The organism is Mycolicibacterium fluoranthenivorans (assembly GCF_011758805.1).
Taxonomy (GTDB): domain Bacteria; phylum Actinomycetota; class Actinomycetes; order Mycobacteriales; family Mycobacteriaceae; genus Mycobacterium; species Mycobacterium fluoranthenivorans.
Map to the genome: position 1 here is coordinate 3497141 of NZ_JAANOW010000001.1, position 23139 is coordinate 3520279.

The 23139-nt window shown below is 68.8% G+C and carries 18 protein-coding genes and 2 riboswitches; of the genes, 11 read left to right on the forward strand and 7 right to left on the reverse strand.

Annotated features, from left to right (window positions below; all coding sequences use genetic code 11):
- Positions 1-6: 6 nt before the first annotated feature.
- The 10 genes from FHU31_RS17025 to FHU31_RS17070 all read left to right on the forward strand — a co-directional run bounded on the left by FHU31_RS17025 (position 7) and on the right by FHU31_RS17070 (position 14489).
- On the forward strand, positions 7-954 hold the full coding sequence (locus FHU31_RS17025; protein WP_167160127.1) for a M56 family metallopeptidase: 948 nt from the start codon (positions 7-9) through the stop codon (positions 952-954).
- Between the two features lie 73 nt (positions 955-1027).
- Positions 1028-2503, forward strand: coding sequence for an NADP-dependent phosphogluconate dehydrogenase (gndA, locus tag FHU31_RS17030; protein ID WP_167160129.1), 1476 nt, complete (start codon positions 1028-1030; stop codon positions 2501-2503).
- Positions 2504-2539: 36 nt separating this feature from the next.
- The gene (locus FHU31_RS17035) at positions 2540-3976 is read left to right on the forward strand and encodes a GuaB1 family IMP dehydrogenase-related protein (RefSeq protein ID WP_167160131.1); all 1437 of its coding nucleotides are present in this window, start codon (positions 2540-2542) and stop codon (positions 3974-3976) included.
- Between the two features lie 230 nt (positions 3977-4206).
- On the forward strand, positions 4207-5577 hold the full coding sequence (locus tag FHU31_RS17040) for a hemolysin family protein (RefSeq protein WP_167160133.1): 1371 nt from the start codon (positions 4207-4209) through the stop codon (positions 5575-5577).
- Positions 5570-6619: a hemolysin family protein gene (locus tag FHU31_RS17045; protein WP_167160135.1), complete on the forward strand. Its 1050-nt coding sequence runs from the start codon at positions 5570-5572 to the stop codon at positions 6617-6619. The genes FHU31_RS17040 and FHU31_RS17045 overlap by 8 nt, the downstream gene beginning before the upstream one ends.
- Positions 6612-7496 carry a 3-methyladenine DNA glycosylase gene (locus FHU31_RS17050; RefSeq protein ID WP_167160137.1) on the forward strand — a complete coding sequence of 295 codons (885 nt, stop codon included), beginning with the start codon at positions 6612-6614 and terminating at the stop codon, positions 7494-7496. The genes FHU31_RS17045 and FHU31_RS17050 overlap by 8 nt, the downstream gene beginning before the upstream one ends.
- On the forward strand, positions 7493-8680 hold the full coding sequence (locus FHU31_RS17055; RefSeq protein ID WP_167160139.1) for a lipase family protein: 1188 nt from the start codon (positions 7493-7495) through the stop codon (positions 8678-8680). The genes FHU31_RS17050 and FHU31_RS17055 overlap by 4 nt, the downstream gene beginning before the upstream one ends.
- An 86-nt stretch (positions 8681-8766) precedes the next feature.
- On the forward strand, positions 8767-10131 hold the full coding sequence (locus FHU31_RS17060; RefSeq protein ID WP_167160141.1) for an alpha/beta hydrolase: 1365 nt from the start codon (positions 8767-8769) through the stop codon (positions 10129-10131).
- A 93-nt stretch (positions 10132-10224) separates the two neighbouring features.
- Positions 10225-12435, forward strand: a complete 2211-nt coding sequence (locus tag FHU31_RS17065) for a malate synthase G (RefSeq protein ID WP_167160144.1) — start codon at positions 10225-10227, stop codon at positions 12433-12435.
- Positions 12436-12518: 83 nt separating this feature from the next.
- Positions 12519-14489 carry a vWA domain-containing protein gene (locus FHU31_RS17070; protein ID WP_167160146.1) on the forward strand — a complete coding sequence of 657 codons (1971 nt, stop codon included), beginning with the start codon at positions 12519-12521 and terminating at the stop codon, positions 14487-14489.
- Here FHU31_RS17070 and FHU31_RS17075 read toward each other — a convergent pair.
- The 3 genes from FHU31_RS17075 to FHU31_RS17085 form a co-directional block, all read right to left on the reverse strand.
- Positions 14486-15352 (reverse strand): alpha/beta fold hydrolase, encoded by an 867-nt coding sequence (locus FHU31_RS17075; protein ID WP_167160148.1) that lies wholly within the window; start codon positions 15350-15352, stop codon positions 14486-14488. The genes FHU31_RS17070 and FHU31_RS17075 overlap by 4 nt on opposite strands.
- Positions 15353-15392: 40 nt before the next feature.
- On the reverse strand, positions 15393-18215 hold the full coding sequence (gene gcvP, locus FHU31_RS17080; protein WP_457920355.1) for an aminomethyl-transferring glycine dehydrogenase: 2823 nt from the start codon (positions 18213-18215) through the stop codon (positions 15393-15395).
- A 52-nt stretch (positions 18216-18267) separates the two neighbouring features.
- A riboswitch (glycine riboswitch) is annotated at positions 18268-18365 on the reverse strand.
- A riboswitch (glycine riboswitch) is annotated at positions 18366-18464 on the reverse strand.
- A 13-nt stretch (positions 18465-18477) separates the two neighbouring features.
- A complete protein-coding gene (locus tag FHU31_RS17085) occupies positions 18478-19110 on the reverse strand; it encodes a MerR family transcriptional regulator (RefSeq protein WP_090360913.1) in 633 nt (210 codons plus the stop codon).
- Positions 19111-19444: 334 nt separating this feature from the next.
- Between FHU31_RS17085 and FHU31_RS17090 the strand changes: the two genes are divergently transcribed.
- Positions 19445-20731, forward strand: coding sequence for a YeeE/YedE thiosulfate transporter family protein (locus FHU31_RS17090; RefSeq protein ID WP_167160152.1), 1287 nt, complete (start codon positions 19445-19447; stop codon positions 20729-20731).
- Here FHU31_RS17090 and FHU31_RS17095 read toward each other — a convergent pair.
- The 4 genes from FHU31_RS17095 to gcvH form a co-directional block, all read right to left on the reverse strand.
- Positions 20718-21212 carry a bifunctional nuclease family protein gene (locus tag FHU31_RS17095; RefSeq protein WP_090360918.1) on the reverse strand — a complete coding sequence of 165 codons (495 nt, stop codon included), beginning with the start codon at positions 21210-21212 and terminating at the stop codon, positions 20718-20720. The genes FHU31_RS17090 and FHU31_RS17095 overlap by 14 nt on opposite strands.
- 46 nt (positions 21213-21258) lie before the next feature.
- On the reverse strand, positions 21259-22002 hold the full coding sequence (ftsR, locus tag FHU31_RS17100; RefSeq protein WP_170847374.1) for a transcriptional regulator FtsR: 744 nt from the start codon (positions 22000-22002) through the stop codon (positions 21259-21261).
- Positions 22003-22022: 20 nt separating this feature from the next.
- A complete protein-coding gene (gene garA, locus FHU31_RS17105; RefSeq protein WP_090360921.1) occupies positions 22023-22487 on the reverse strand; it encodes a glycogen accumulation regulator GarA in 465 nt (154 codons plus the stop codon).
- Positions 22488-22708: 221 nt separating this feature from the next.
- Entirely contained in the window at positions 22709-23104 is a 396-nt protein-coding gene (gcvH, locus tag FHU31_RS17110; RefSeq protein ID WP_167160154.1) for a glycine cleavage system protein GcvH, read from the reverse strand.
- Positions 23105-23139 lie beyond the last annotated feature (35 nt).

The following is a 23139-nucleotide window of genomic DNA, read 5'->3' on the forward strand; positions in this document are numbered from 1 at the left end:
AGCGGCGTGTCCGCGCTGGCCTTCTCCATCGTCGCGTTGTTGCTCGTCGGTCCCGTGCCGGCGCTGCTCGCGCGTGCGTCCTGGCCACAACGCGCTCCCCGCGCCGCCATCGTGCTCTGGCAGGCCATCGCACTGGCCGCCGTCCTGTCGGCCTTCTCCGCCGGTATCGCGATCGCCAGCAGGCTGTTGGTGCCCGGACCGGACGGTAAGCCGACCGCCACCCTGACCAGCGAGATCGTCGCCCTGGGTTGGCCCCTGTGGCTGCTCTACGTCGCCGTGTTCGCCGTGACCCTGATGATCGGCGCCCGGCTCATCGTGTCGGTGCTCGCCGTCGCCGTCGCCACCCGGCGGCGCCGCGCGCACCACCGCATGCTGGTCGACCTGGTGGGCCTTACCCGCGACGCCATCCCGGCACCGGCGCGGCGCCCCAGTGGCCTGCGCGTGCTCGGTGTGGCCCAACCGATGGCCTACTGCCTGCCCGGGGTGCGCAGCCGGGTCGTCGTCAGCGAGGGCGCCCTGACCTCCCTGTCCGAAGCCGAGATCGACGCCATCCTCAGCCACGAGAGTGCCCACCTGCGAGCCCGCCACGACCTGGTGCTGGAGATGTTCACCGCGGTGCACGCGGCGTTTCCGCGGTTCGTCCGTAGCGCCAACGCCCTCGACGCCGTCCGGCTGCTCATCGAACTGCTCGCCGACGACGCCGCCGTCCGAGTCACCGGGCCGACTCCCCTGGCCCGCGCGCTGGTCGCCTGCGCCGCCGGCCGGACCCCCTCGGGTGCGCTGGCCGCCGGCGGACCGACGACGGTACTGCGCGTCCGGCGGCTCGGTGGCGAGGGCAATAGTCTGGTGCTGGCGGTGGCGGCCTACCTGAGCGCGGCGGCCATCCTGGTACTGCCCACGCTCGCGCTGGCCATCCCGTGGCTGACCGAGTTGCACCGGTTGTTCGCCAACTAGGCAGGAATTTCCGCGCAGCACCGCCCCTGTTCCATCGAGCGCGTCGCACAACAAAACAACGAAAGGCGTCTGCATGACCCAAACCGGCACCGCCCAAATTGGAGTCACCGGCCTGGCCGTGATGGGCTCCAATCTCGCCCGCAACTTCGCCCACCACGGCTACACCGTGGCGCTGCACAACCGGTCGATCGCCAAGACCGACGCGCTGCTGGCCGAGCACGGCTCCGAGGGCACGTTCGTGCGCAGCGAGACGATTGCCGAATTCCTTGACGCCCTGGAGAAACCACGCCGGGTGATCATCATGGTCAAGGCCGGCGACCCGACCGATGCCGTCATCAACGAGCTGGCCGACGCCATGGAGCCGGGCGACATCATCATCGACGGCGGCAACGCGCTCTACACCGACACCATCCGCCGCGAGAAGGCGATCCGCGAACGCGGCCTGCACTTCGTGGGTGCCGGGATCTCCGGCGGCGAAGAAGGCGCCCTCAACGGACCGTCGATCATGCCCGGCGGACCGGCCGAGTCCTACAAGTCGCTGGGCCCCCTGCTGGAGGAGATCTCCGCCCACGTCGACGGCGTGCCGTGCTGCACCCACATCGGTCCCGACGGAGCCGGCCACTTCGTCAAGATGGTGCACAACGGTATCGAGTACTCCGATATGCAGTTGATCGGCGAGGCCTACCAACTGCTGCGCGACGGGCTGGGCCTGGAGGCCGGCCAGATCGCCGATGTGTTCAGTGAGTGGAACAAGGGCGATCTGGACAGCTACCTGGTGGAAATCACCGCCGAGGTCCTGCGCCAAGTGGACGCCAAGACCGGCAAGCCGCTGGTCGACGTCATCGTGGACGAGGCCGAGCAGAAGGGCACCGGCCGCTGGACGGTCAAATCCGCGCTCGATCTCGGTGTGCCGGTGACCGGTATCGCCGAGGCCGTGTTCGCCCGCGCGCTGTCGGGTTCGGTCGCCCAGCGCAAGGCCGCCTTCCGGGGCGAGCGAAGCGACGGGAAAGGGCAGGGCCTGGCGTCCGGCGAACTCGGGGCCGCACCCACCGATGCACCGCAGTTCATCGAGGACGTGCGCAAGGCGCTGTACGCCTCGAAGATCATCGCGTACGCCCAGGGGTTCAACCAGATTCAGGCCGGCAGCGCCGAATACAACTGGGGCATCACCCTGGGCGATATGGCCACCATCTGGCGCGGCGGCTGCATCATCCGGGCCAAGTTCCTCAATCGGATCAAGGAGGCCTACGACGACGATCCCGACCTGGCCACCCTGATCGCGGCGCCGTACTTCCGCGACGCGGTCGAAGCCGGGATCGACAGCTGGCGGCGGGTGGTGGTCAAGGCCACCGAACTGGGCATCCCGGTTCCCGGCTTCGCCTCGGCCCTGTCCTACTACGACGCGCTGCGCACCGAGCGGCTGCCCGCGGCCCTGACCCAGGGGCTGCGGGACTTCTTCGGCGCGCACACCTACGGCCGCACCGATGCGCCCGAGGGCCAGAAGTTCCACACCCTGTGGAGCGGGGACCGCAGCGAGGTCGAGGCCTGAGCGCGCGGAAACCTAGACTGGGCACGTGAGGTTTCGATGAAGTTCTTGCCTGGACACACGCCGCCCTATGACCTGACCTACAACGACGTCTTCGTCGTGCCGGGACGTACCGATGTCGCGTCCCGGTTCGACGTCGATCTGTCGACCGTCGACGGTTCCGGCACCACCATCCCGGTGGTGGTCGCCAACATGACCGCGGTCGCCGGTCGCCGGATGGCCGAGACGGTGGCCCGCCGAGGCGGAATCGTCGTGCTGCCACAGGATGTGCCGCTGCCCGCGGTCGCCGGGACGGTCGACTTCGTCAAGAGCCGGGACCTGGTGGCCGACACCCCGGTCACCCTGGCCCCCGACAGCGCGGTATCCGATGCCATGGCGCTGATTCACAAGCGGGCCCACGGCGCCGCGGTCGTGGTCGACCGCAATCGCCCGGTCGGCCTGATCACCGAGGCCGGCTGCGCCGGCGTCGACAGGTTCGCCCGGGTCCAGGATGTCGCGCTGACCGATTTCGTCACCGCACCCGTCGGCACCGACCCGCGCAAGGTGTTCGATCTGCTCGAGCACGCGCCCGTCGGTGTCGCGGTGCTCACCGGGCCCGACGGCGAACTCGCCGGCGTGCTCACCCGCACCGGAGCCATCCGCGCCGGGATCTACGCCCCCGCCGTCGACAGCCGCGGCCGGTTGCGCATTGCCGCCGCGGTCGGGATCAACGGCGACGTCGGTGCCAAGGCACGCGGGCTGGCCGAGGTCGGTGTCGACCTTCTCGTCATCGATACCGCCCACGGCCACCAGGCCAAGATGCTGGACGCGATCGCCACGGTCGCGGCCCTCGACCTCGGCCTGCCCATCGTGGCGGGCAATGTGGTGTCCGCCTCCGGCACCCGCGACCTGATCAACGCCGGCGCCACCATCGTCAAGGTCGGGGTCGGCCCCGGCGCCATGTGTACCACCCGGATGATGACCGGCGTCGGACGTCCCCAGTTCTCCGCTGTCGTCGAATGTGCCGCTGCAGCAAGGGAACTCGGCGCACACGCGTGGGCCGACGGCGGTGTGCGCCATCCCCGCGACGTGGCGCTCGCGCTGGCCGCGGGCGCGTCGAACGTGATGATCGGTTCGTGGTTCGCCGGCACCTACGAATCCCCGGGCGATCTGCTGCGCGACCGCGACGGCCTGCCGTACAAGGAGAGCTACGGCATGGCGTCCAAGCGGGCCGTCGCCGCACGTACAGCCGGTGACGGCGCGTTCGACCGGGCCCGTAAAGCGTTGTTCGAGGAGGGCATCTCGACCTCGCGGATGGCGCTGGATCCGGCCCGCGGCGGTGTGGAGGACCTGCTCGACCACATCACCTCGGGTGTGCGCAGCACCTGCACGTACGTCGGCGCCGCGTCCCTGCCCGAGCTGCACGACAAGGTGATCCTCGGGGTGCAGTCGGCGGCCGGGTTCGCCGAGGGGCATCCGCTACCCAGCGGTTGGTGAGCCCGGGCCGCGGGCAGGGCACGCTACCATTGAGTCTTCCCGGCGCAATGCACAGTGCTGCGCCGATTTAGCGAAAGGGATCCCGTGCCACAGGCACCCGTGGAAGCCCACGGTTTCGACATGGGCTCGGGGGTTCCCGGGGCTCCAGACCCCGCCGGTGAATCCGGTGACGCCGACCCCTCCACTAGTCGGCCGGGCGCGTGGCCCGGCCTCAGTGCGGTGAGATCGCGATGAGTCCCACCATCACGTTGTTGTCCCTACTGGCGTTCGTCGCGTTGACGGCCGGTACCGCGCTGTTCGTGGCGGCCGAGTTCTCCCTCACCGCGCTGGAGCGCAGCACCGTCGAGGAGAACGCCCGCACCGGGGGCCGGCGCGACGAGTTCATCCGCAAGGCCCATCGCACCCTGTCGTTCCAGCTGTCCGGCGCTCAGCTCGGTATCTCGATCACCACGCTGGCCACCGGCTACCTGGCCGAACCGGTCGTCGCCCGGCTGCTGCACGCCCCGCTGGCGGCGATCCGGATTCCCGCCGGAATGATCGACGGCATCGCGCTGGCGCTGGCGCTGCTGATCGCCACCTCCGTGTCGATGATCTTCGGCGAGCTGGTGCCCAAGAACCTCGCCGTCGCCAAGCCGTTGCCGACCGCACGCTTCGCCGCCGCCCCGCAGTGGTACTTCGCCAAAGCCCTGACCCCGGTGATCAACGCGACCAACGGCACCGCCAACTGGATCCTGCGCCGGCTCGGTATCGAACCGGCCGAGGAACTGCGCTCGGCGCGCTCGCCGCAGGAACTCGTGTCGCTGGTGCGCAACTCGGCGCGCAGCGGCTCACTGGACCAGGACACCGCCTTGCTGGTCGACCGTTCCCTGCAGTTCGGTGAGCGGTCGGCCGAAGAGTTGATGACCCCGCGTCAGCTGATCGAGACCCTGGAAGCCGATGACACGGTGGCCGATCTCGTCGAGGCCGCGATGCGCACCGGGCACTCCAGATTCCCGATCGTCGAGGGTGACCTCGACCAGACCATCGGCATGGTGCACGTGAAGCAGATCTTCGAGGTGCCGCCGGGCGAACGAGCCGGTACCCGGCTCGCCACCCTGGCGCTCCCGGTGCCGACCGTCCCGTCCACCCTCGACGGTGACGCGGTGATGACCCAGATCCGCGCCAACGGCCTGCAGACCGCGATGGTGGTCGACGAATACGGTGGCACCGCGGGCATGGTCACCGTCGAAGACCTCATCGAGGAGATCGTCGGCGACGTCCGCGACGAACACGATGACGCCACCCCGGACGTCGTGCACGTGCGCACCGGATGGCAGGTGTCCGGCCTGCTGCGCATCGACGAGGTCGACTCGGAAACACCGTTTCGGGCCGCCGACGGCGACTACGAAACCATCGGCGGACTCGTACTGCAGGAACTCGGCCGCATCCCCGAGGTCGGCGACACCGTCGAGTTGCGCGCCTTCGATCCCGACAGCGTGGACGAACCGGTGCTCTGGCAGGCCACGGTGCTGCGGATGGACGGTCGACGGATCGACCTGCTCGAACTGACCGAACTGGGCCCCGAGGACGACGCCGGAAACCGGGAGCCGCGCCATGGGTGATCTGCTTGCCGTCGTCCTCACCGTGCTGTTGCTGGGCGCCAACGCCTTCTTCGTGGGCGCCGAGTTCGCACTGATCTCAGCCCGCCGTGACCGCCTCGAGGCGCTCGCCGAACAGGGCAAGAAACGTGCGGTCACCGTGATGCACGCCGCAGAGAACCTGTCGCTGATGCTGGCCGGTGCGCAGCTGGGCATCACCATCTGCTCGATCCTGCTGGGCCGGGTGGGCGAGCCCGCCGTCGCGCACCTGCTGGAGAAACCGTTCGCGCTGTTGGGCGTCGATGAGGCGGTGCTGCACACGGTTTCGTTCGTGGTGGCGCTGGCCGTGGTGGTGACCCTGCACGTGCTGCTCGGTGAGATGGTGCCGAAGAACATCGCGATCGCCGGGCCGGAGACGGCGGCGATGCTGCTCGTGCCGCCGTACCTGGCCTACATCCGGCTGGCCAAACCGTTCATCGCGTTCTACAACTGGGCGGCCAACACCACGCTGCGCACGCTCGGGGTGGAACCCAAGGACGAACTCGACGTCGCGGTGTCGACCGTCGAACTGTCGGCGATGATCGCGGAATCCCGCTCCGAGGGCCTGCTCGACCACGAGGAGCACACGCGGCTCACCCGCGCCCTGCAGATCAGCAACCGCGTTATCGCCGATATCGCCATCCCGCTCAGCCGGATCCGCGCGATACCGGTGGCCGCCCCGGAATCCGGACCCACCGTGGGAGCGGTGCAAAGCGCGCTCGCAGAGACAGGTTATTCACGCTTCCCGGTGACCGACCCCAGCGGGACCGTGCTGGGCTATCTGCACATCAAGGACGTGCTGGCGTTGATCGACGATCCGGATGCGGTGCTCAACGCGTCGATGGTGCGCCCGCTGATCAAGATGCCGGCCTCGCTGTCGGTGCCCGAAGCGCTGTCCCGGATGCGCCGCAACAAGAGCCATCTGGCCCTGGTAACGGTGGAGGACAAGATCACCGCGGTGGTGGCGCTGGAGGACCTCGTCGAGGACCTGGTCGGGACCGTGCGCGACGGAACCCACCGTGTGTGATGTGCTCGACGAGGCCGAGTGGACTGCGCGGGAACGCCGGCACATCGACCGGGTCGACCGGCTGCTGGGCCCGCACCGCACCAGGGCACAGACCGGCCAGAGCCATCCGGTGTGGGATTTCCTGTTCACCTACTACAGCTTCCGGCCACGTCAGCTGGCCCGCTGGCATCCGGGATACGGGACGGCACTCGACGGTTCGGCCGCCGGGAAATTCCTCCGGCGCACCGGGTACCAGCAGGCCGGGTCCGCGGTCACGCTGAGCGCAGACGTCCTCGCGTCGCGGCTGGACACCGTCACCTTCATCGCCGATCTGTTGACCGCCACCGCGGACCGGCCGGCCCGGCTGAACTGTTTCGGGATGCACGAGTGGGCCATGGTGTATCGCAGCCGGGAGGTCCGCCACCACGGCGTCCCGCTTCGCTTGGACCCCCACCACACCGATCAGGTGCTGGAGTCGATGCCGTTGCGCTGCAGCCATTTCGACGCCTACCGGTTCTTCACCGACGCGGCCGTGGGACGCAACGCCGAACGGCTCAGCCGGGACGCGCAGCTGCGGCACGAGCAGCCGGGTTGTGTGCACGCCAACATGGATTTGTACAAATGGTGTTACAAGCTCGGCCCGCTGGTCCCGTCGGAGACGCTGATGGACTGTTTCGAGCTCGCGTGTACGGCCCGGCTGCTGGACATGCGGGCCAGTCCGTATGACCTGACCGGGTACGGGATTACGCCGATCCGCGTCGAGACCGCGTCCGGCAGGACCGATTACGTCCGGCGCCAGCAGGAGGTGGCCCGCCGCGCCGCCGAACTGCGGACGGCCTTGCGCGACCACTGCCGCGGCATGATCGCCGGCGACCGGGCGGAAAAGGTGCCCGGGTGAGGCGTGCCCGCGCGGCCGTGGCCGTGCTGATATCGATGACCTTGCTGCTCGCCGGCTGCGGGCATCCGGCGCCCGCATCCAAGCCGACACCGACGTTCGGCCCGGCACTGCCGGGCGATTTCGGCGGTTCCGGCCCGGGCACCCTGGTGTCGGCCGACGCGCTGCCGAACCTCGATCCGGTGTTGCGCGTGAAGACCGCGCTCGCGGCCCGCATCGTGTACACCTCGACATCCGGTGTCGGCGACACCGCGGTGAACGTGTCCGGCGTCGTCCTGGTTCCCAAAGGCGCTGCGCCTCAGGGTGGCTGGCCGATCCTGGTGGTGGGCCACCCCAACACCGGCAGCGAGACCGAATGCGCGCCTTCGTGGTCCCCGACGCTGCGCGGTCTGGCGCCGACAGCCGAGACCTTCCTCGATGCCGGATACATCGTCGCGGTGCCGGACTACCAGGGTCTAGGCCTGGCCGGCTCTCCGCATCCGTTCCTGGATTCGACCACCGCCGGCTACAACGTGATGGATGCGGTGCGCGCCACCGAGAAACTCGTGCCGGGTACCTCCGGACGCTGGGCCGGCTACGGGACGGGGCAAGGCGGCCAGGCGGTATGGGCGGCCGACGAACTCGCGGCCGACTACGGCCTCGGCGGGCAACTGGTGGGTGTGGTGGCCGTGGCGCCCACCGCCGCCATCGAGGGCCTGGCCGACAGCGCTGCGGCGGGCAGCCTCAGCAAAGACCAGATGCTGACCCTGCACCAATACCTGTCCGCGCTGGCCAACCAGTACAACAATTTCCACATCGACGACTACCGCCACGGCGTGGTCAAGGCCAACTGGGACGCGCTCAGCGGCTGCACCGGCGGGTCGTCAGCGGAACGCGCCAGGGTCATCTCGGAGATGACCCCGGACGATCTGCGCCCGGCCACCACCGACGCCGCAGACGCCTTGCGCGCCTATCTGAAGAAGACCTCGCTGCCGCAGGGACCCACCGCGGCACCGATGCTGGTGGTACCCGACGGGCCCGACGCGCTGATTCCGCAGGCGTGGACCGATCGCGCCCTGGCCCGCGCATGTGGGATTGGCGACACCGTGATGTTCGGCACACGCGCCCAGGCCGACCCCACCCAGGTACTCGGCTGGCTGGCCGATCGATTCAATTCGGTTGCCGCCCAAAATGAATGCCCACAGTAACCACCGAGCGACATCACAGCAGACCCGATGCCGATGCACCCGCTGCTGCGCAAACCCTGTCGCTTTGCCGGGCTACCTTGGGCTAGGTGAATGACCTGCCTTTGACCCACGGATGGCTGCCGATCGTGATCCAGGCCGTCGCCGTGTTGGTCATCGTCGTCGTCATCTGGCGAACGCCGAGCAGGTTCTGGCTGCACTGGATCCTGCTCGGAATCACCTCCGGCGCCGCGCTGGCGGGCGTGGCGTACTGGTTCATCCACTCACAGGCCCTGGCCGACGGGCCCGCCGTTCCGGCGCTGTGGGTGTGGGTGGCCGCGACCGGCCTGGTGGTGGTGCTGGCGATCACCAACTGGCGCACCACCCGATGGGGCCGTCGTAGCGCCGCACTGGCCGCCATCCCACTGTGCGCGCTGTGCGTCGCGATGACCGTCAACGCATGGACGGGCTACCTTCCGACGGTCGGCGCCGTGGCCGATCGGGTGACTGGAGCGCACCTACCCAACGAGGTCGACGAGGCGACGGTGCAGGACATGCTCCGCCGCGGGGAACGGCCGACGGCGGGAACCATGGTCTCGGTCAAGATTCCCGACGACGCCTCCGGTTTCCGGCACCGCGACGAACTGGTCTATCTGCCACCCGCCTGGTTCGCCAGCAATCCTCCCCCGGCGCTGCCGGCCATCATGATGGCCGGCGGCGAATTCGGGACACCACGCGACTGGCCGACCACCGGCGAGGCCAGGGCCACCGCCGACGCCTTTGCCGACAAGCACGGCGGCAACGCGCCGATCCTCGTGTTCGTCGACACCAGCGGCGAATTCACCAACGACACCGAATGCGTCAACGGACCGCGCGGCAACGCGGCCGACCACCTGATCAAGGGTGTCGTGCCCTACGTCGTCGCCCATTTCGGCGCCAGACCACAAGCGGCGCACTGGGGCTTCGCCGGCTGGTCCGCCGGGGGCACCTGCGCGCTGACCACGACGCTGATGCACCCGGACATGTTCTCCACGTTCCTGGACATCGACGGCCAGCTGGGACCCAACGCCGGCTCCAAGACGCAGACCGTCGCGCGGCTGTTCGGCAGTGACCTCGACGCCTACCTGGCTTTCGATCCGCAGACGGTGATGGCCCGGCACGGCCCGTACGACGGTGTCGCGGCCTGGTTCGCGGTATCCGGGCCGGGGCAGCCGACGTACCGCCCGGCTGCGGCGACGGACACGCCGACCGCTCCCGTCGACCCGGACTCGCTCGACACCGAGCACGACGCCGTGGCGCAGCACCTGTGCTCGATGGCCGGCGGCTACGGCATCGAGTGCGCCGTGGTGCCCGGAAACGGCGGTCACAGCTTCACGACCGCGGCCCGGGTGTTCGCCGACGCACTGCCCTGGCTGGCCGGCCGGCTGGGAACGCCGGACGTTCCTGCGGTCGCCCTCCCCGGTGCACCGCGATGACGCCGGCGGTGTGACCGCGGACTCAACGCAGGTCCTGCTTCTTTGGGTGCGGTTACTCACGGGTAAACTCGATCGACGTTTAAGGGAGGAAATATGACCGAGCGCGTGACCGTCGGGAATCTTCGGGTTGCCAAGGTGCTGCACGATTTCATCACCAACGAGGCGCTGCCCGGCACCGGAGTAGATCCCGACAGCTTCTGGGCCGGTGTCGACAAGGTCGTCACCGATCTGGCGCCCAAGAACCAGGATCTGCTGGCCCGTCGCGACGACCTGCAGGCGCAGATCGACAAGTGGCACCGCGCCCGGCTGATCGGCGAGTTCGACGCCGCCGGCTACAAGGCTTTCCTCGCCGAAATCGGTTATCTGCAGCCCGAACCCGCGGACTTCACCATCACCACCTCCGGGGTGGACACCGAGATCACCAGCACCGCCGGCCCGCAGCTGGTGGTGCCGATCCTCAACGCCCGGTTCGCGCTGAACGCCGCCAATGCCCGCTGGGGCTCGCTGTACGACGCGCTGTACGGCACCGATGTGATCAGTGAGGACGACGGCGCCGAGAAGGGCACCGGTTACAACCGCGTTCGCGGTGACAAGGTCATCGCCTACGCCCGCAACTTCCTCGATCAGGCCGTGCCGCTGGCGTCGGGCTCGTGGTCGGAGATCACGGGACTCAAGATCGACGACGAGCACCAGCTCGAGGCGACCCTCGGCGACGGCCTCTCGGTCGGCCTGGCCAACGCCGACCAGTTCGTCGGCTACACCGGTGACCTGGGTTCGCCGTCCTGGTCGGTGCTGCTGGTCAACCACGGCCTGCACATCGAGATCCTGGTGGACCCCGAATCGCCCGTCGGCTCCACCGATGCGGCCGGCATCAAGGATGTCGTGCTGGAGTCGGCGATCACCACGATCATGGACTTCGAGGACTCGGTGGCCGCCGTCGACGCCGACGACAAGGTGCTCGGGTACCGCAACTGGCTGGGGCTCAATCGCGGCGACCTGGCCGAAGAGGTGAGCAAGGGCGGCAAGTCCTTCACCCGCGTGCTGAACCCGGACCGCACCTTCACCCGCCCCGACGGTGCCGGCGAGTTGTCGCTGCCCGGGCGCAGCCTGCTGTTCGTTCGCAACGTGGGCCACCTGATGACCAATGACGCGATCGTGGATGCCGAGGGCAACGAGATCCCCGAAGGCATCCAGGACGCGTTGTTCACCGGTCTGATCGCCATCCACGGCCTGAAGGACGGCTCGGAGAACGACGGCGCCAACGGTCCCCACAAGAACAGCCGCACCGGCTCGGTGTACATCGTCAAGCCCAAGATGCACGGGCCGGACGAGGTCGCGTTCACCTGTGAGCTGTTCAGCCGCGTCGAGGACGTGCTGGGCCTGCCGCAGGCCACCCTCAAAGTGGGCATCATGGACGAGGAACGCCGCACGACGCTCAACCTCAAGGCGTGTATCCAGGCGGCCGCCAACCGGGTGGTGTTCATCAACACCGGTTTCCTGGACCGCACCGGCGACGAGATCCACACCTCGATGGAGGCCGGCCCGATGATCCGCAAGGGCGCCATGAAGTCCCAGCCGTGGATCAAGGCCTACGAGGACGCCAACGTCGACACCGGCCTGGCCACCGGGCTGTCCGGCCGGGCCCAGATCGGCAAGGGTATGTGGGCGATGACCGACCTGATGGCCGATATGGTCGAGCAGAAGATCGGCCAGCCCAAGGCGGGCGCGACCACGGCGTGGGTGCCCTCCCCGACCGCGGCCACCCTGCACGCCATGCACTACCACGAGGTGGACGTCTACGCGGTACAGGCCGAGCTCAAGGGCAAGACCCGCGCCACCATCGATGAGCTGCTGACCATCCCGCTGTCCGGCGAGCTGGCCTGGGCCCCGGAGGAGATCCGCGAGGAGGTCGACAACAACTGCCAGTCCATCCTCGGCTACGTGGTGCGCTGGATCGACGCCGGCGTCGGCTGCTCCAAGGTGCCCGATATCCACAACGTCGCGCTGATGGAGGACCGCGCCACGCTGCGCATCTCCAGCCAGTTGCTGGCCAACTGGTTGCGCCACGGTGTCATCACCGAAGAGGATGTCAAGGCCAGCCTGCGCCGGATGGCCGCCATCGTCGACGAGCAGAACTCCGGTGACGCCGACTACCTGCCGATGGCTCCGGACCCGGATGCCAGTATTGCTTTCCAGGCCGCTCAGGAGCTCGTGCTGTCCGGCTGCCAGCAGCCCAACGGCTACACCGAACCGATCCTGCACCGGCGCCGCCGGGAGTTCAAAGCCCGCGCCGCCACTTCGTAACTCGAAAGCGGCTGCCCCGGAAGATCTTCGGGGCGAGCGAAGCGACGGGTAGCCGATCGACACGACGAGTACAAAGGTGAGGGATGGGCAGGCACAGCATTCCCGGACCGGACGATTCCGCCGACGACTACCAGGACCCCGGCCGGCGGGACTCCGGACCCGTCGAGCCTGACGCGTCACCACTGCGCGGGTACCAGGACGAGGCCGGCGGTGCTGCCCCGGGTGACGGCTTCTTCGCCGGGAGCCAGGGCGAGCCCGACGAGCCACCCACCCGGGCGCTGACGACGACGGGCTCACAGCGCACCTGGGACTCCGGCGAATGGACCGGTAGCCACCGGGCCATCACCCCCGGCCGGCGCAAGGTGAGCCCGGCCGTGATCGCCGCCCTGGTCGCCGTCGTCGTGGTGGTCGGTGCCTTCATCCTGTGGCGCTTCTTCGGCGACGCGCTGTCCAGCCGCAGCCAGCAGGCCGCGGCCCGGTGCGTGGAGGGTGAGGTCACCGTCGCGGTACTGGCCGATCCCACGATCGCCGATCAGGTGCGCACGCTGGCCGACACCTACAGCAAGACCGCCGACCCGGTGGGCGACAAATGCGTGAAGGTCGCGGTGCAGCCGGCCGATTCCGACGCCGTGATCAACGGCTTCGTCGGGCAGTGGCCCGGCGACCTCGGCGAGCGCCCGGCCTTGTGGATCCCGGCCAGCTCGGTATCGGAGGCCCGGCTGGAGAGTGCGGCCGGGGCCAAGACGGTGAGCAACAGCCGCCCGCTGGTCAGCTCCCCCGTCCTGCTGGCGATCCGGCCGGAACTCAAAGCGGCCCTGTCCCAGCAGAACTGGTCGACGCTTCCGGCACTGCAGAACAACCCGTCCGGGCTGGACGATCTGAACCTGCCCGGGTGGGGGGCACTCAAGTTGGCGCTTCCGCTGACGGGCGACGCCGATGCGACCTATCTGGCCGCGGAAGCCGTCGCGGCCGCCTCGGCACCGCAGGGTGCGCCGGCCACCGCGGGGGTGGGTGCGGTGCACACCCTGCTCGCCGGTCAGCCCAAGCTCGCCGACACGAATGCCACCACCGCGTTGGATGCGCTCGTGAACGCCGCCGACCCGGCCGCTGCCCCCGTGCACGCCGTGGTCACCACCGAACAGCAGTTGTTCAAGCGCGGCGCCGACCTGCCCGACGCGGCCCAGAAGCTCGGCTCCTGGACACCCCCGGGACCGGCGGCAGTCGCGGATTATCCGGCGGTGCTGCTCGGCGGTGACTGGTTGTCGCAGGAGCAGATCAGCGCGGCCAGCGAATTCGACCGGTTCATGCGCAAACCGGACCAACTGGCCGAGTTCGCCAAGGCCGGTTTCCGCGCCGAGGGCGCAGCGGCCCCGCAGAGCCCGGTGACCGATTTCGCGCCGATGGCCCAGCCGCTGTCGGTCGGCGACAACGAAACCCGGGCCACCATGGCTGCCGGCATCAGCGCACCTGCCCAGGGCCAGACCGTGACGATCATGCTGGACCAGTCGATGAACACCGACGAGGGCGGCAAGAGCAGGCTGGCCAATGTGACCACCGCACTCGATGCGCGACTGCAGGCGCTGCCCGCCGGCTCGGCCGTCGGCTTGTGGACCTTCGACGGCGTGGCGGGCCGGTCGGAAGTCAGTACCGGACCTCTCGCTGACCCCGTCGGCGGCCAGCCCCGCTCGGCCGTCCTCAAATCCAGCCTGGACGGGCAGACGGCATCCGGTGGCGGCGCGGTGTCGTTCACCACGCTGCGCCTGGTCTACGGGGAGGCGCTGTCCGCGTTCCGGGACGGCCAGCCCAATTCGGTCCTGGTGATCACCGCCGGACCGCACACCGACCAGAGTCTGGACGGCTCTGGTTTGGTGGACTACATCAAGGGCGCCGCCAACCCGGCTCGGCCGGTCGCGGTAAACGTCATCGATTTCGGCTCCGACTCCGATCGCGCCACCTGGGAGGCCGTCGCCCAGGCCAGCGGTGGCCAGTATCAGAACGTGCCCAACTCCGTCGGCCCCGAGCTGGCGGCCGCGGTCGCCTCGGCCCTGGGCTAGGGAGCCAGCAGGTCGAGTGCGCTGCGGGCGAACAACTCCGGCACCTCGACCTGTGGGTAATGCCCCACACCGGGCAGTTCGGTGACCCGCGCGGCGGGCCGCAGCTCGCGCAGGCCGTCGAGCACATTGACGGTGGCCACCGGGTCCTGCAGACCCCAGAGGAAACTCAGCGGTTTCGGCCAGTCGGCCACTGCGCCGTGCCAGCGCCGGGCGTATCGCACCCGCTCGTCGAGGTAGGCGCAGAGCAGATGTGCGATGCGGTGACCGTCCTTGTAGGACAACAGTTCCCATTGCGCCCGGGCCTCATCGGGGCTCAGCGGATGGGCCGCGCTGAACAGCCGGGCGAAACCACGGGTGAAACCGGACCGGTTGGTCAGCCGGGACACCAACGGCCCCAATGGACCACGCAACAGTTTCTGGGCCGGACGCAGGCTGGCGCGGTCGAGGATGACGCTGCCGTTGGTGAGCACCGCGCGCTGCAGATCGAACGGCAGCGCCCCCTCCAGGTCGCGGGCCAGCAGTTCGGTGGCCACCGAGGTGCCCATATCGTGGGCGATCAGCACCACCGGACCGGTCGTGGTCGCCGCGACGACCCGCTCGACCAGGTCGGCCTGCTCGAACAACGAGTAGCGATGCGGGTGCGGCTTGTCCGACAGACCGAACCCGAGAAAGTCCAGCGTCACCCAAGCCCGGTCGCCGAGGTGCCCGACGACCTCCCGGTAGTCGAACGAGCTGGACGGAAAACCGTGCAGCAGCAGGACGGTCGGGCCGGCACCGGGAGCCGATCGGACGAAGATCCGGCCGGCCGGGGTGTCCAGCGACCGGCCCCCATCGCGCCACGCGGCGACGGTCGGCGACAACATGCGGTATCCGTCCTCCCGTCGCTACGCTCGCCGCCTCAGGTTAGGCGAACGCCTCGACGGGCGGGCAGGAACACACCAGGTTGCGGTCACCGTAGGCGGCATCGATGCGCCGCACCGGCGGCCACACCTTGGGCCGGAAGCCCTTACCGAGCGGGTAGGCCGCCTGTTCCCTGGTGTACGGGTGCGACCACTGCTCGGTGAGCAGGCATTCCGCGGTGTGCGGGGCGCCGCGCAGCGGGTTGTCGTCCGCGGGCCACACCCCCGAACCGACCTTGTCGATCTCGGCGCGGATGGCGATCATGGCGTCGCAGAAGGCGTCCACCTCGGCCAGGTTCTCGCTCTCGGTGGGCTCCACCATCAGCGTCCCGGCGACCGGGAAGCTCATGGTCGGCGCGTGGAAACCGAAGTCCGCCAACCGCTTCGCCACATCGTCGACGGTGACGCCGGTGGTCTTGGTGATCGTGGTGAGATCCAGGATGCACTCGTGGGCCACCATGCCGTTCTCCCCGGTGTAGAGCACCGGGTAGTACTCGTCGAGCCGGCGGGCGATGTAGTTGGCCGAGGCGATCGCGGTCAGCGAGGCCTTGCGCAGGCCCACACCACCCATCATTCGGATGTAGGCCCAGGTGATCGGCAGGATCGAGGCCGACCCGTACGGTGCCGCCGACACCGTCAGCTCGTCACCGAGCTCGGCAGCCAAGGGGTGCCCGGGCAGGTACGGCGCCAGGTGCGCGCGCACCGCCACCGGCCCCACTCCGGGGCCCCCGCCGCCGTGCGGGATGCAGAACGTCTTGTGCAGGTTGAGATGACTGACATCGCCGCCGAACCTGCCCGGCCGGGCCAACCCGACCAGGGCGTTGAGGTTCGCGCCGTCGATGTACACCTGGCCGCCGGCGTCATGGGTGGCCGCGCAGATCTCGGCCACATCGTGCTCGTACACGCCGTGCGTCGAGGGGTACGTGATCATCAGGGCGGCAAGGTTTTCCGCGTGTTGGGCGATCTTGGCGCGCAGATCGTCGAGGTCCACGTCACCGTTGCCGCGGCAGGCCACCACCACCACCCGCATACCCGCGAGCGCCGCCGAGGCCGCGTTCGTACCGTGCGCACTGGACGGGATGAGGCACACGTCGCGCTGGCCCTGGCCCCGCTCGGCGTGATAGGCCTGGATGGCCAACAGGCCGGCGTACTCCCCCTGCGACCCGGCATTGGGCTGCAACGAGATCTCGTCGTAGCCGGTGACCGCCGTGAGCCAGTCCTGCAGATCGGCGATCAGCCGACGCAGACCGGGGGTGTCCGACGCCGGCGAAAAGGGATGCTGGCGTGCGAATTCCGGCCAGGTGATGGGTTCCATCTCCGCGGTCGCGTTGAGCTTCATGGTGCACGAGCCGAGCGGGATCATGGTGCGATCCAGGGCCAGGTCCTTGTCGGCGAGGCTGCGCAGGTAGCGCATCATCGCCGTCTCGGTGCGGTATGTCGTGAAGGCCGGGTGGGTCAGGAATTCCGTCGTGCGGGTGGCGATATCGGCTGCGCCGGGCTCGGCGGCCGGCACGCCGAATGATTCCAGCACCGCGGCGACGTGCGCCTCGGTGGTGACCTCGTCGCAGGCGACCGACACGTGGTCGGCGTCCACCCGCCACAGATTGATCCCTCTGCCCTTGGCCGCGGCCACGATCTCGTCGGCGCGGCCCGGCACCCGGGCCAGCACGGTGTCGAAGAAGTCCGGGTGCACCAGCGCCTCGCCCAGGCCGGCGGCGATCGCGGCGGCCCGGCTGTGCACGCGGCGCGCGATGGCGGTGAGCCCGTCGGCGCCGTGGTAGCTGGCATACATGGCGGCCATCACCGCCAGCAACACCTGAGCGGTACAGATGTTGCTGGTGGCCTTGTCCCGGCGGATGTGCTGCTCGCGGGTCTGCAGGGACAGCCGATATGCCGCGTTCCCGTCCGCGTCCTGCGAGACCCCGACGAGGCGCCCGGGCAGCTGGCGGGCGTGCTTGGTGTGCACCGCGAGATAACCGGCGTGCGGGCCGCCGAAGCCCATCGGCACCCCGAATCGCTGGGTGGTGCCGAAGGCGACGTCAGCGCCGATCTCGCCGGGCGGGGCGATCAGGGTGAGCGCCAGCAGATCGGCTCCGACCGCGACCAGGGCGCCACGGTCGTGGGCCTCGGTCACCAGTGCGGTCCAGTCCCGGAGCACGCCGCTGGCCCCCGGCTGCTGCACGATGACACCGAAGAAATCGCCGTCGGGCAGACCGTGCTGCAGGTCGGCGGTGACGATCTCGATGCCGAGCGGCCGGGCGCGGGTGGCCAGCACCGCCGCGGTCTGCGGGTAGACGTCGGCATCGACCAGAAGTCGGGTGGCCGAGCCTTTCACCGCGCGGTGCATCAGCGTCATGGCCTCGGCGGCGGCGGTGCCCTCGTCGAGCATCGACGCGTTCGCCACGTCCAGCCCGGTCAGATCGCTGACCATGGTCTGGAAGTTGAGCAGTGCTTCGAGGCGGCCCTGACTGATCTCCGGCTGATACGGCGTGTACGCGGTGTACCAGGCGGGGTTCTCAAGAATGTTGCGGCGCAACACCGGTGGGGTGAAGGTGTCGAAGTAGCCCTGCCCGATCATCGACACGGCCACGGTATTGGAGTCGGCCAGCGCGCGCAGTTCGGCCAGCGACTCCTCCTCGCTGGCGGGTGCGGGTAGCTGATCCAGCCCCGGCGCCAGCCCGTCTGCGGTCACCGCGTCGAGAATGCCCGCCGGCAGCGCCAAGGCGGCGAGTTCGTCCAGGGAGTCGACACCGATGACCTGCAGCATCGTGGCGATGGCGGCGGCGTCGGGTCCGATATGGCGATCGGCGAAGCCGAAGTGGTCGATAGACACGAGATCTCCCCTGGGTCGAGGGCGCGGGCGGGCGCGTAAAACCGCGTCCTCTCCCTCTGTCGGGGCGCCTGAGAGATTCGGCGGCGGCTCGCTGCCTTTCCCCATGGGCGGATGCGCAGGACGCACCACTTTCCAGAGGCATCGGGGCCATGCGCGGTCCGGGGTGCCTGAGAGGTTGACGGAGAGGTATTGCTCCTTCGGCGTCCGTGACTGGCCGTCACGGAACTCTCCCGCACAAGGGCGATGCCCCGACAGCTTAGCCGATCTTGCGGTCGCGGCTCTTTCGCCGGGAAGCGAGTTCGTCCTCGGGGGCGGCGATCGACTCGCCGCCGTCGGCGCGTTCGCCCGGGAAGTCGGCGATGGCGCCGGTCAGTTCCCGCATGGCACCCGAGACCGCGATACCGAACACACCCTGACCGCCTTGGAGGAGGTCGACGACCTCTTCGGCGGAGGTGCACTCGTAGACGGTGGTGCCGTCGGAGAACAGCGTGATGTTGGCCAGGTCCTGCACACCGCGCTGACGCAGATGATCGACCGCGACGCGGATGTTGTGCAGGGAGATGCCGGTGTCGAGCAGGCGCTTGACGATCTTCAGGACCAAGATGTCCTTGAAGGAGTACAGCCGCTGGCTGCCGGAACCGGCCGCACCGCGGATGGAGGGCACCACCAGCGAGGTGCGGGCCCAGTAGTCGAGCTGGCGGTAGGTGATACCCGCGATCTGGCAGGCGCTCGGACCGCGGTAGCCGACCAGCTCATCCGGTACCGAATCGTCCGGGAACAAGCCACCCTGCACGGGCTCGCTGACGCTGCCGCTCACCGCCGGCACGGGGTCGCCACTGGTGGACAGATCCAACTCCCCCTGATGTGGCGTGCGTGGCGTGTCGCCCACAATCCATCCTCTCCGCCGATCGATTCCGGCCCCATGACCTGCACAGCGTCACGTTTGCCCAGTTTCGAATGTGTCGAGCATACGCTCAACACGCTCCTGTCACTGCTCGTCGTGTCAAAGTATGGCTGCCCGTTTCACAGTCGGCCCACACACGCCCCGCGTGTCGACGTCACGAGACGTATCCGTGATCTGGGCGACTCGCATGTGCCTCACCGACTTAGCGGGCGACGGCCCGGGGCTACGTCACAGTGACACCGTGATACCCGGCGGGGTATCACGGAGATATGGCCGTTTTCCTGCACCACGCACCGTCGGCGGCGTTCGGCGTCCGGCCATGAGCGGGGTCACTGCGCCTCTCGGGGTTGCTCTACCGATCGGAGCCGCCTTCGGCATGGTCGCCGGGCTCTGGGGAATCGGTAACCCTGAGACCGTCATTCGCGCTGCCCGCTTGGTCGACCGGTTGTTACTGGGCTGCTTCTTGTTCGTCACGGCGGTGGGCGCGGTAGTGCTCTACGGCCTGCACGCATTGGGAGTGCCCATGCACTTCGCGCCGAAGCCGCTCTACGTCTTCGGTGTCATCGCAGGTGGCGTGCTGTTCGGCACCGGAGCGGCGATCAGCGGATACTTCCCGGGCACCGCGCTGATCGCCTTGGGTGAAGGCCGTCGAGACGCGCTGGCCGCGATCCCCGGCGGCTTGCTCGGAGCGGCGGCGTGGACGGGGCTGTTCGGAACACCGGTCGGCCAGTGGCTGACGACGACCGCGAACTACGGCGGCCTGGTCGCGGGCGGATACCTGAACGCGCAGACTCCGGGGCGAATGCTGGCGATCGCGATCGGCTACGCGGCGCTGGCCTTCATCCTGCTGAAGTATTTGCCGCGGTTTCGCGGGGGCGAGCGGTGTTGCCTTCGTGAGCTCGGCGGGGCGACGCCCTCCGAATTCGAACGCCGCATGATGCGCGACACCATCGCCTATCTCTACGAGGGCACGAAAGAACGGCCGGGCCGTCGTAGGCCGTGGTTCGAGCGGATCTACCGCGCTCAGGTCGCACACCCCGCGTTCTTCACCCGCACGATCGCCGTGGTCGCCACGGGCGTGGCCGCACTTGTGGTGTTGTCGATATTTCTGCGCCAGCCGTTCGGCCAGTCCACCACCTACTCGTGGGTGGTCGGCGAGCTGTTCATGCCCCACTTCGCGTACTCACACCAGGTGATCCGCAGTATCGGCTGGGAACCGCTCAGCGACCTCGGAGTTCTGATCGGAGCCTTCCTCACGGCCAGGTTCCTCAGCGGCCGGTTCACCGCGTTCCGTCCGGTCGTTCCGCCGTCCTGGCGACACCGTTTCGGGCCGGGGCGTACCAAGCGAGCGGTCGCGGTGTTCATCGGCTCGTTCCTGACGCTGTTCGGCGCCAGGATGGCCGGGGGATGCACGAGCGGACACACCCTCAGCGGCGGTATCCAACTGTCGGTGAGCGCCTGGCTGTTCACCGCCTCGATGCTCGCGGCGATGGTCATCACCGCCCGACTTGTCTACCGGAATGCAGACTGGTCCATCACCCCGGAGACAGACGACCACGCCGTGGGCAGCACGACCGGGTCTCAGGTGACTCCTAGGTGGCCTTGAAGTCGTCGGGCGACACGCTGTCGAGGAACTCCTTGAACTTCTCGACCTCGTCCTCGCGCACCGCGCCGGTGGGCTCTTCGTCACTCTCGTCCGGGATCAGCAGTCCGGCCTCGGCCAGCACGGCTTCCTCGACGTAGATCGGGACGCCCACCCGCAGCGCGATGGCCACCGAGTCCGACGGACGCGCCGACACCTTGATATCCCGATCGAAGATCAGGTCGGCGTAGAAGGTGCCCTCCTGCAGATCGACGATGCGCACCTCTTTGAGCGAATGCCCAAGCGCAGCAATCAGATCCCGGATCAAATCATGGGTGAGCGGCCGCGTCGGCTCCACACCCTGCTGTTCGAGGGCGATGGCGGCCGCCTCGGACTGCCCGATCCAGATCGGCAGGTAACGGTCGCCGTTGGACTCACGCAGCAGCAGCACAGGCTGATTCTGAGGTTGCTCAACGCGAATACCGACTACCCGAACCTCACCCATCTGCGTCTGCCCTCCATGACGATGTCGCCACCGAAAAGTCTAGTCCTCAGCGGTCGAGAACGTCGCGTACAGCCGACTTGATCAGCGACGTGTGCAACGTGATCGCGAGTGCGGCCACCTCGCGGGCCAGGTCATCGGCCCGGTCCCGGGCGCCCGCGTTACCCGCGGCCGCCACCGGACCCGCGATCTGCGCGATCAGATCGGACTGCCGGTCGGCGGCCGACCGGAAGGCCCTCAGATGCCGGGGCTCCACCCCGTAGTCGGCCAACGCCCGCGCGCACTGGGCGATCAGCACGGAGTGCTCGTCGAAGAACCCCGCCGGGCCGGGCCGGATGATGCCGGCCGTCACCAGCGCCGCCAGCAGTGCGCCGTCCACTCCGGAGCGGGCCAGCAGATCCTCACGGCTGAGCCGGACCTGTGCCGGGGCAACCGCGGCGGCCACCTGTTCGGAATCGGCGGCGGTCGCCGCCTGCACTGCCACCGCCAAACGCGGTACCGCGTAAGCGGTTCCGCCGGACGGCAGCTCACCGTCGGGAAGCGCGTCGAGCTGCGCCTTGATCACCTTCAGCGGCAGATACTGATCCCGCTGCGCAGTCAGGATGAAGCGCAGGCGGGCGCAGTCGTATGCGGTGAACCGCCGGTACCCGGCCGCCGAACGGTCCGGCGTGACCAGACCCTCGGCCTCAAGGAACCTGATCTTCGAGATGGTCACATCGGGGAAGTCGGGACGCAGCAGGTCGAGGACCGCTCCGATCGACATCCCGGTGAATCCCGGGTCCGGCTGGCTCATCTGCTCGTCGGGTGAGTGTCTCAGGCGTCGTCGGACTTGGGTCCGGTCAGGAACACCAGCCTGAACTTGCCGATCTGCACCTCGTCACCGTTGGCCAGCACCGCCGAGTCGACGGGCTCGCGATTGACGTAGGTGCCGTTGAGGCTGCCGACGTCAACGACCTGGAACTCGCCGGTTTCCAGGCGGAACTCGGCATGGCGGCGGCTGACCGTCACGTCATCGAGGAAGATGTCGCTGTCGGGGTGGCGGCCCGCCGAGGTGGTGGGCTGGTCGAGCAGGAAGCGCGAGCCCGCGTTGGGGCCGCGCTTGACGACCAGGAGCGCCGACCCGGCGGGCAGTCCCTCGACCCCCGACACCGAGCTGTCGCTGCTCGTCGCCGCCGGGGCGTCCAGTTCGTTGAGGAAATCAGCGCGGAAAACCGAGGTCGTCTCCACGGTCACTTCGTCGGACGTCTGGTCGGCCCCGGTGTTGCTGTTCTCCGTCACCCGCTGCTCCTCTGCTGGCTGCTGTGGCGTGTTGCACGGTGGCCGGGCATTGCTTCCCAGCCGTATCGCGTCGCGTCAAACTTCATTGTCGACCGTACCGCGCCGTGCGACCTGTTGGGTCCACCACGGCCGGATCCGGTCACCCGGACCTGGCCACGCCGATGTGTGCCTGTTGATGCCCGTCGGTCGTCTGGACCGACGGGCGAAACCCTAACAACTCGCTACTCGGACACGTTGCTTCGGTAGGCATCCGCGTCGAGCAACTCGGCCAAACCGCTGGCCAGAGCGGCGGCGTCGACCTCGAGTTCGACCAGCCAGCCGGCGCCGTAGGGATCGGAGTTGACCAGCTCGGGGCTGCCCTCCAGGTCGCCGTTCACCGCAACGACTTTCGCGGTCAGCGGGGCGTAGAGATCCGACAGCGATTTGGTCGACTCGACCTCACCGAAAGACTCGCCCGCGGTCACGTCGGCGCCGACGTCGGGCAGCTGCACGAAGACGACGTCACCGAGCGCCGACTGGGCGTAGTCGGTGATCCCGACCCGGACGGTGGTGTCACCGGTGCGCTGCACCCACTCGTGCTCGGTCGTGTACTGCAGGTCGGCTGGGATGTCGCTCACGGCGCTCCTTCGGTGCGGGCTGGTGGCGGGTACTG